The organism is Pseudomonas sp. LFS074 (assembly GCF_047978165.1).
In the GTDB taxonomy this organism is placed as follows: Bacteria; Pseudomonadota; Gammaproteobacteria; order Pseudomonadales; family Pseudomonadaceae; genus Aquipseudomonas; species Aquipseudomonas putida_P.
Window position 1 is genome coordinate 1 of the sequence record NZ_JBFPFV010000021.1, and the last position, 972, is coordinate 972.

Here is a 972-nt window from a genome sequence, read left to right on the forward strand (position 1 = left end):
GATTGCTGGTTCAGACGAAAGGAATCGCGCATCAAGCGCTTGAGGCGGTTGCGTTGAACGGCGAGCTTGACGCTCTTCTTGCCGATTACCAGGCCTAGGCGTGGATGATCGAGGCCGTTCTCGCGAGCAAGGATCAGCAGGTTTTTCCCTGGAACCTTGCCGGTTGGGGAGTCGAAGACCGCTTTGAAATGCCGGGGTGTAAGCAGTCGCTTTTCCCGACTGAAGTCCTGACTCACCACCTGTGCCGAAAAATCAAATGGCCAGACGCTTACGGCCTTTGGCACGACGACGCGACAGAACAGCACGGCCGTTCTTGGTAGCCATACGGGCACGGAAACCGTGGGTGCGGGCGCGCTTGATGGTGCTTGGTTGGAAAGTACGTTTCATGGCGTGTTACCTGGTTTGTCGACGACGGGCCGGGATGGCCCCCTTTTTAAGAGACCGGCGATTCTAGAGAAAGCAAGCCCATAGGTCAATTTCCAACCAGTCATTCCATATAGAGCGTGTGATGGACGGTGCCTGTTCGATCATCCCCAGGGGGTCCTTGATCGGACACACGAATCGGGGACAACATGAAAAAAAAGAAGAGACATATAAAAAGCTTTTCTGAAGAACTTATAAATCTTAAGTGGATAACCTTCTGTGGATAACATTCTACAGGCCTTTAAAACCGGGATGTACAGAGTTTTGAAACCTTGTTCTCAACCGGTGCTGCGCTTGTTTTCATCGTGATCGAAAGCTGTGGATTAAAATGGTGATTATCCACAGGTGATTTATCAACAGGCGGGCACCCAGGGTTGTGCATAGCCCTCATGGCTGCTTATCCACAGGGCTTATGCACAGTGCCAGAATGACGTTTTGGTCGATAAATGGCTGTTTTGTCTTGGATCCTAACGTGTCCACATGTGGATAACTGGACGCTCGACCGGTACAATGGCGGTTTGTTTTTGCCTCATCCGGCTTTCAAACTCA

2 protein-coding genes are annotated in these 972 nt (G+C 51.1%); both read right to left on the minus strand.

Annotation, left to right across the window (positions count from 1 at the left end):
- A partial coding sequence (gene rnpA, locus ACNQP3_RS29315) for a ribonuclease P protein component (RefSeq protein WP_416470712.1) occupies nt 1–239 on the minus strand: 239 nt, incomplete at its 3' end.
- Nucleotides 240–252: 13 nt separating this feature from the next.
- Nucleotides 253–387 (minus strand): 50S ribosomal protein L34, encoded by a 135-nt coding sequence (gene rpmH / locus ACNQP3_RS29320; protein ID WP_003253163.1) that lies wholly within the window; start codon nt 385–387, stop codon nt 253–255.
- Nucleotides 388–972 lie beyond the last annotated feature (585 nt).